The sequence below is a fragment of the Corallococcus sp. AB049A genome (assembly GCF_003668885.1).
GTDB lineage: Bacteria > Myxococcota > Myxococcia > Myxococcales > Myxococcaceae > Corallococcus > Corallococcus interemptor.
The window spans coordinates 1-381 of the sequence record NZ_RAWL01001487.1 but is presented as its reverse complement, the minus strand read 5'-3'; the positions used below and the strand labels follow the sequence as shown (position 1 = coordinate 381).

The 381-nt window shown below is 66.4% G+C and carries 1 protein-coding gene; it reads left to right on the top strand.

Annotated features, from left to right (window positions below; genetic code table 11):
- Positions 1-13: 13 nt before the first annotated feature.
- A partial coding sequence (locus D7X55_RS47545; protein ID WP_304988950.1) for an autotransporter outer membrane beta-barrel domain-containing protein occupies positions 14-381 on the top strand: 368 nt, incomplete at its 3' end.

Below are 381 nucleotides of genomic sequence, written 5' to 3'. Positions count from 1 at the left end.
CAACACGCTCACCGTGGATACCTTCGACGGGGCCGGTGGCACCCTGCTGTTCAACACCCAGCTGGGCGACGACAGTTCGGCCACCGACACGCTGATCATCAAGGGCGACGCCAACGGCCAGGCCAACGTGCGTGTGCTCAATGCCGGCGGCGCAGGCGCCAAGACCGACAAGGGCATCAAGCTGATCCGTGTGGGCGGTGCGTCCAATGCGCAGTTCGACCTGCAGGGCCGCGCGGTGGGTGGGCAGTACGAGTACTTCCTGTTCAAGGACGCGACCAACGGCGGCTGGTACCTGCGCTCGGAACTTGCCGGGGCGCCGGATCCGTGTGTGATCGACCCGACGCTGCCGGAGTGTAAGCCGGTCGATACGGTGGACCCGGT